This window comes from Streptomyces sp. I05A-00742, from assembly GCF_013055795.1.
In the GTDB taxonomy this organism is placed as follows: Bacteria; Actinomycetota; Actinomycetes; order Streptomycetales; family Streptomycetaceae; genus Streptomyces.
The window spans coordinates 20,495-27,756 of sequence record NZ_JABETO010000061.1 but is presented as its reverse complement, the minus strand read 5'-3'; the positions used below and the strand labels follow the sequence as shown (position 1 = coordinate 27,756).

The window sequence follows — 7,262 nt, the reverse complement described above, 5'->3', positions numbered from 1 at the left end:
CCCGGCCGCCGCTGCCGGACGCCGCCCGCCGGCGGCTGGACCGGCTCCTCTGCGACCGGACCGGCGGCGACCGGCGGCGTGCCACGGCTCCCGACCTCCTCGAACTGCTCCCGCAGTGGCTGGCCGCCGCCAACCGGCACGGCTACCGCGCCCCGGCCGCGCTGCTCCCCGGCCTCCTCGACGCCGCCCGGGCCCGCACCGACCTGCGCTCCGAGGCGCTGGCCTTCGCCGGGCCCCGGGGCCTGTGGCTGGCCCGCCTCAACCCGCGGTGGGGGTACGCGCTCCGCGCCCACGCGGCGGGCGGACCGGCCGTCCCCGGCGCGGCAGGGCCCGAGGAGGAGCGACGCCTGTGGCGGGAGGGGCTGTTCGCCGAGCGGCTGGCCGTCCTGACGGCGGTACGGCGACGGGATCCGGCGGCCGCCCGCGCGCTGCTGGCCTCCACCTGGGCGACGGAACGGGCCGAGGACCGGCAGGCGTTCCTCGGCACCTGGGCCGAAGGGCTCTCCCCGGACGACGAGCCGTTCCTCGAGGACGCCCTGTCCGACCGCGGAAACGCCGTGCGTGCCCTGGCCGCCGAACTCCTCGGCGCCCTGCCGGGCTCCGCGCTGACGGCCCGGATGACCGAGCGGGCGCGCACCTGCGTCGCACGGGACGGCGGCCTGATCGTCGTCGAGGCCCCGCACGAGTGCGACGGCGCGATGCGGCGGGACGGCATCACCGAGAAACCCCCGTCGGGGCGTGGCGCCCGCTCGTGGTGGCTGAGCGGGATCGTGGAGGCCACGCCGCTGTCCGTCTGGCCCGCCCGGCTCGGGGTCGCCGGGCCCGCGGAGGCCGTCGCCCTGCCGGTGGCGGACGGCTGGCAGCCGGACCTGCACGCGGCCTGGTGCCGGGCCGCCGTCCGGCAGCGGGATGCGGAGTGGTCGAGGGCCCTGCTCGGTCCCCCGTCGGCGCCTCCCGCGCCGGAGGGGTCGCCGGGCCGGGATCCCGCGCGGCTGCTGACCGCCCTCCCGCCGGCGGAGCGGGCCGCGTGGGTGGCCCGGTTCGTCGCCGCGCACGGGTTGTCCGACGCGTTCCGGCTGATCGGTGTCTGCGAGGTGCCCTGGTCCGCGCCGCTCGGGCACGCGGTGGTGGACGCCCTGGAAATAGCCCGGGACGCGGGCGGTTACCCCTGGAGTTTCAGCGGGGTCATGGGCCTGGCCGAGCGCTGTCTGGACCCGGACCGGGCCGACCGGCTGGCCGTGCTGGCGGGCACGCCCGGAGCCCCGCGCGAGGACACCGCCCCGCCCGGGGCGACCGGCTACTGGACGGAGGCGTTCCAGCGGCTGGCCGGAACCCTGCGCCTGCGCGCCACGATGCGCGCCGAGCTGGCGGGTTGAGGGAGCCGTGCGGCCCCCTCGTGCCCGTCCGCCACCGGTCAGGCCCCGGCGGCCTGGCGGACGTTCGCGTTGACCCACTCGACGATCGACGTCGTCGTGGCCCCCGGGGTGAAGATCTCGGCCACCCCCAGCTCCTTGAGCGGCGGGATGTCGGCCTCGGGGATGATGCCGCCGCCGAACACCTTGATGTCCTCGGCGTCACGCTCCTTCAGCAGCTCGATCACCTTGGCGAACAGGGTGTTGTGCGCGCCGGAGAGGATGGACAGGCCGATCGCGTCGGCGTCCTCCTGGATCGCGGTGTCGACGATCTGCTCGGGGGTCTGGTGGAGTCCGGTGTAGATGACCTCCATCCCGGCGTCCCGCAGCGCACGTGCGATGACCTTGGCCCCGCGATCGTGTCCGTCGAGACCCGGCTTGGCCACCACCACACGGATCGGACCGGTCACTCCCATCACTGCCTCCATGTACGACTGCCGTCAGCCGGCCGCGAGGATCCCGTGCCGAACGGGCCCGGGTGTGAACGAACGTTATCCACAGCATCCCGCACGCGGTCGTTTCGCGGTGCGGAGGGAGGGGGAAATCACACGTGGGACACCACGTTCGCCGCGATCCGCTCGTGTCTCCCGCCCACCACCGGCCGTACAGCCGACCGGCCGTGGTACCCGCGGGGCGCGGAGCGGGCGCGAGGGGAGCCGCGACGAGACCTGCCGCACCGCCGCGCCGTCAGCCGCACGGCGACAGCGGTGCGGCAGGCGGCTCACGGCTGCCCACAAGGGCACACGGGGGACAGGGCTTCGGTCTGTGTGCCGTTCGGGAGGTCGGCCATGGGGGCCTTGCCCGCCTTATCCGTTGTTTCCGGCGCCCCGCGCCCGTCGGCCGCCCTCGTGCGGTCCACGGCGCTGGAGCTCGCCATCCTCACCTGCCACGCCGTGCTCTATCCAACGGGCATGACACAGGAACGGCGCCCACCACCCGTCGTGCCGCCGCCGGCGCCCGGGGAACCCGGCGCCGCGGAGCACCGGATCCCGGTGCTCCTCCTCCACGGATTCATCGACAACCGTTCGGTCTTCGTCCTGTTGCGCCGCTCGCTCCGTCGGCACGGCTGGCGCCACGTGACCTCCCTCAACCACTCGCTCCTCACCCGCGACATCCGCACCACCGCGGCGGCACTCGGCCGGTACGTCGAGGAGTTGTGCGTCCGCACGGGCGCCCCGCGGATCGATGTGGTGGGGCACAGCCTGGGCGGGCTGGTCGCCCGCTACTACGTCCAGCGGCTGGGCGGTGACGCCCGGGTCCGCCGGCTGGTCACGCTCGGCACCCCGCACGGCGGCACGCTGGTGGCACCGCTGATGTCGGTGCATCCCCTGGTACGTCAGATGCGTCCGGATTCCGATGTCATCGCGGAACTGACCGCGCCCGCACCGGACTGCCGGACGCGCTTTGTGAGCTTCTGGAGCGATCTCGACCAGATCATGGTCCCGGTGGAGACGGCCCGTCTCGACCATCCGGACCTGGTGACGCGCAACATCCGCGTCAGCGGCGTCGGACACCTGGCCCTCCCGGTGCACTGGGCCGTGACGGCGGGCATCCGGCAGGCGCTGGCCTCCTGGGACGAGGCCGACGGCACCCTCGGCGCAGTCTCCGTGGCATGACGCCACTGCCCCTTCGTGTGACGCGCGAAAACGGCGGACAACCTTCGATCGCATCCCGGTTGCCCGATTAATGTCGAACGATTTTCGAACGTCAAAGCGACTCAGGGGCCTCCGGTCCACCAAAAGGCGGCTAAATGCCCAGGCACCGGGGCCGCGAAACGTGAGGAAGATTGTGGCCGTCGCATACCGCCGGGTACAGTCGCCGCTACTTCTCCTGCTCCCGAGGCGAAATGGAAGTGGTGGTGAACGACCGTCACCCATCGGCGGCCCCGGATCCGTCCGTTCCCGCTCCCGATGCCGCATTCGGACACCACCCGTCCCCCGAGCAGCAGCCCACCCCCTACGGGTGGGGCGCCTACGACACCGGACAGTGGGACACCACAGGCCAGTGGGGCGCTGCCGGCCACACCCAGGTCTGGGACTTCAGCGCGTGCGACACCGGCCCGCAGCCCGACTGGGGGCAGCAGGCACAGGACGGAACCTGGGCGACCGACGCCGGCGCCGGACCGGCCGGCCAGTGGCAGTGGGAGACGACGAGCTCCACCGGCTGGGGCAACCTTCCCGGCAGCGACTGGCACGGGGACACGTCGGGGCAGTGGGACACCGGACACTCCGCCCAGTGGGACACCACGGGCCAGTGGGACACCGGTGGCCAAGGCTTCGTACCGCAGCAACCGCAGCAGCCCGTCGACCACGCCATGACCCAGGCCTGGGACTCCTCGGCCTGGAACCAGCCCGCCGGCGGTTCCTGGGACGTCGATCACGCCGCGCAGACGCAGACCTGGGACGCCAGTGCCTGGGCGGAGGCCGCTCAGCCCGCTCCCCCGCACGACCCGACGCTGATGGCCGTCCTCCCGGACCCCGGAGTGGACCCGGCACCTCCCGCCCCGGCCCCGGCGACCGACTCCGACACGCGGACCATGCACGCCGTCGTCGTCCCGCCGCGGGACGGGGAGGACGAGCGGCCCGCGGTCCCCGTGAAGGCAGCTTCCGAGGGCGGTGACCGCCCGGTCCGCAACCGGCGCAAGGGCGGGGCCCCCCGCTCCGGCTACCGGCCCCGCCGCAAGGCCCTGCTCACCGTGGCCGTGCCCTCCGTCGCCGTGATGGGCGTGGCCGGTGTGGCCGCCGCGACCGTCGCGTCCAACGGTCAGCAGGACGCCCAGCCCACGCAGGCCGCGTCCGCCCCGGACCCGTCGACCGTCAGGCTCTCCGCCGCCAACAGCAAGCTGGACACCCAGCTCGCCGGACTGAGCCGCGGGGCGGACGACTTCGCCACCCGCGCCAACCGCACCCAGGAGCGCATCGACCTGCGGCTGCGTCAGGACGAGGAGCGCAGGCGGAAGGCGGAGGAAGCGGCCCGCAAGGAGGCCGAGCGGCCCAAGTTCGCGCTCCCCGTCAACCAGCACGGTCTGAGCGCGTACTACGGGCAGGCGGGCGTCAATTGGATGTCGGTGCACACCGGCATCGACTTCCCCGTCAGCTACGGCACCCCCGTCATGGCCGCCACCGACGGCACCGTCCGCACCCAGTACAACGTCGCCTACGGCAACATGGCCATAGTGACCGCACCGGACGGCACCGAGACCTGGTACTGCCACCTCAGCAGCACCCGGGTGCGGTCGGGGCCGGTCAAGGCCGGCGACGTGATCGCCTACTCCGGCAACTCGGGCAACTCCACCGGACCGCACCTGCACTTCGAGGTACGGCCCGGCGGCTCGGCCGTCGACCCGCTGCCGTGGCTGCGCGCCCACAACCTCGACCCGACGTGACGCCGCCGGGCCGGGCCCGCTACAGCTTCTCGACCGGCGCGTAACGCAGCAGCAGGCGCTTGGGCTTCTCCTGGCCGAAGTCGATCGTCGCCTCGGCGTTGTCACCGCCGCCCTTGACCGCGACGACCGTGCCGAGGCCGAACGAGTCGTGGGTGACCCGGTCTCCGATGGCCAGGGAGACCACCGGGCGGTCCTTGGCGCGCCGGGTCGCGAAGCCGCTCGGCCCCGCCCCCCGGCCGCCGCTCCGCGAGGACGACAGGCCGGAGGCGATCCCGGACACCGACGCCGACGGGGTGGCGGACCCGGTGCGGCGCCACTCGACGTACCGCTCGGGGATCTCCTCCAGGAAGCGGGACGGCGGGTTGTAGGCGGGCTGGCCCCAGGCGCTGCGCATGCTCGACCGGGTCAGGTACAGCCGCTCGCGGGCGCGGGTGATGCCCACGTAGGCGAGCCGCCGTTCCTCCTCCAGCTCCTTGGCCTGTCCGAGGGCGCGCATATGCGGGAAGACGCCGTCCTCCATGCCGGTGAGGAAGACGACCGGGAACTCCAGGCCCTTGGCGGTGTGCAGGGTCATCAGCGTGATGACGCCCGTTCCCTCGGTGTCCTCGTCGGGGATCTGGTCGGAGTCGGCGACCAGGGCGACCTTCTCCAGGAAGTCGGCGAGGGTGCCGGGCTCGTCCTCCGTCCGCTCCTGCTCGAACTCCAGGGCCACCGCCGCGAGTTCCTGGAGGTTCTCGATGCGGGTCTCGTCCTGCGGGTCGGTGGACGCCTGGAGCTCGGCCAGGTATCCGGTGCGCTCCAGCACGGCCTCCAGCACGGTGGCCGGTCCGGCGCCGGACTCGACAATCGTGCGGAGCTCGTCCATCAGGACGTTGAAGCGCTTGACCGCGTTGGCCGAGCGCGCCGCCATGCCGTAGGCGTCGTCCACGCGCCGCAGGGCCTGGGAGAAGCTGATCTTCTCGCGCAGGGACAGCGCGTCGATCATGGCCTCGGCGCGTTCGCCGATGCCGCGCTTGGGCACGTTGAGGATGCGGCGCAGCGGGACGGTGTCCTCGGGGTTGGCCAGGACCCGCAGGTAGGCGAGGACGTCACGGACCTCCTTGCGCTCGTAGAAGCGCACGCCGCCGACGACCTTGTAGGGCAGGCCGACGCGGATGAAGATCTCTTCGAAGACTCGGGACTGGGCGTTGGTCCGGTAGAAGATCGCGACGTCGCCGGCCTTGGCGTCGCCGGCGTCGGTGAGCCGGTCGATCTCGTCGGCGACGAACTGGGCCTCGTCGTGCTCGGTGTCGGCCACGTAGCCGGTGATCGTGGAGCCGGCCCCGGCCTCGGTCCACAGGTTCTTCGGGCGGCGGTTCTCGTTGCGCTCGATGACCGCGTTGGCGGCGCTCAGGATCGTCTGTGTGGAGCGGTAGTTCTGCTCCAGCAGGATGGTGGTGGCGTCCGGGTAGTCCTCCTCGAACTGGAGGATGTTGCGGATGGTGGCGCCGCGGAAGGCGTAGATGGACTGGTCGGCGTCGCCGACGACGCACAGCTCGCCGACGCCCTCCTCGCCCGCCGTCTCCGGAGTGCCCACCAGCTCGCGGATCAGCGTGTACTGGGCGTGGTTGGTGTCCTGGTACTCGTCGACCAGGACGTGCCGGAAGCGGCGCCGGTAGTGCTCGGCGACGTCCGGGAACGCCTGGAGCAGGTGGACCGTGGTCATGATGATGTCGTCGAAGTCGAGCGCGTTGGCCTCGCGCAGCCTCGACTGGTACATCGCGTACGCCTCGGCGAGCGTCTTCTCGAAGCCGTCCGTCGCCTGCGCGGCGAAGGCTTCCTCGTCGATGAGCTCGTTCTTGAGGTTGGAGACCTTCGCGCTGAACGACTTCGGCGGGAACTTCTTCGGGTCCAGGTCCAGGTCGCGGCAGACCAGGGCCATCAGCCGCTTGGAGTCGGCGGCGTCGTAGATCGAGAAGGAGGATGTGAAGCCCAGCTTCTTGCTCTCCCGGCGCAGGATCCGCACGCAGGCGCTGTGGAAGGTCATCACCCACATCGCGTTGGCCCGGGGGCCGACGAGCTGCTCGACGCGCTCCTTCATCTCGCCCGCGGCCTTGTTGGTGAAGGTGATCGCGAGGATCTGGCCGGGGTGGACGCCGCGGGCGCCCAGCAGGTGGGCGATGCGGTGGGTGAGGACGCGGGTCTTGCCGGAGCCGGCGCCCGCGACGATGAGCAGCGGGGAGCCGGAGTGCACCACGGCGGCGCGCTGCTGGTCGTTCATGCCGTCCAGCAGCGCGGCGGGGTCCACGACGGGCCGCGGAGCGCCGTCGCGGTAGTACGCCTCCCTGGGGACGGGCGCGTCGAAGGCGCCGCCGAAGAGGTCGTCCGGCAGCGGCTCGGGGGCCGTGTCCTCCGGCGGGGGCGGGGGCCCCTCGTCGGAGGGGACGAGATCCGCCAGGAAGCTGTCGTCAAAGAGGCTGCTCATC

General features: G+C 72.7%; 5 protein-coding genes. 3 read left to right on the top strand and 2 right to left on the bottom strand.

Annotated features, from left to right (window positions below):
* Positions 1-1,376 (top strand): DUF5691 domain-containing protein (locus tag HN013_RS30700; RefSeq protein WP_171172056.1); only part of this gene is annotated, 1,376 nt, incomplete at its 5' end.
* Positions 1,377-1,414: 38 nt separating this feature from the next.
* On the opposite strand, the gene HN013_RS30695 is transcribed toward HN013_RS30700, so the two are convergent.
* The gene (locus HN013_RS30695) at positions 1,415-1,828 is read right to left on the bottom strand and encodes a cobalamin B12-binding domain-containing protein (protein ID WP_171172054.1); all 414 of its coding nucleotides are present in this window, start codon (positions 1,826-1,828) and stop codon (positions 1,415-1,417) included.
* Between the two features lie 372 nt (positions 1,829-2,200).
* Here HN013_RS30695 and HN013_RS30690 point away from each other — a divergent pair, with 372 nt between their 5' ends.
* Positions 2,201-3,028, top strand: coding sequence for a triacylglycerol lipase (locus tag HN013_RS30690; RefSeq protein ID WP_171172052.1), 828 nt, complete (start codon positions 2,201-2,203; stop codon positions 3,026-3,028).
* 242 nt (positions 3,029-3,270) lie between these two features.
* Entirely contained in the window at positions 3,271-4,797 is a 1,527-nt protein-coding gene (locus HN013_RS30685) for a M23 family metallopeptidase (RefSeq protein ID WP_312018762.1), read from the top strand.
* A gap of 19 nt (positions 4,798-4,816) precedes the next feature.
* On the opposite strand, the gene pcrA is transcribed toward HN013_RS30685, so the two are convergent.
* Complete coding sequence (pcrA, locus tag HN013_RS30680; RefSeq protein WP_171172048.1) at positions 4,817-7,261, bottom strand: DNA helicase PcrA; 2,445 nt, start codon at positions 7,259-7,261, stop codon at positions 4,817-4,819.
* Between the last annotated feature and the right edge of the window lies 1 nt (position 7,262).

Coding starts and splice junctions, on each gene's coding strand:
- HN013_RS30695 (WP_171172054.1), bottom strand. CDS start 1,828: ATGGGAGTGACCGGTCCGATCCGTGTGGTGGTGGCCAAGCCGGGTCTC.
- pcrA (WP_171172048.1), bottom strand. CDS start 7,261: ATGAGCAGCCTCTTTGACGACAGCTTCCTGGCGGATCTCGTCCCCTCC.
- HN013_RS30690 (WP_171172052.1), top strand. CDS start 2,201: ATGGGGGCCTTGCCCGCCTTATCCGTTGTTTCCGGCGCCCCGCGCCCG.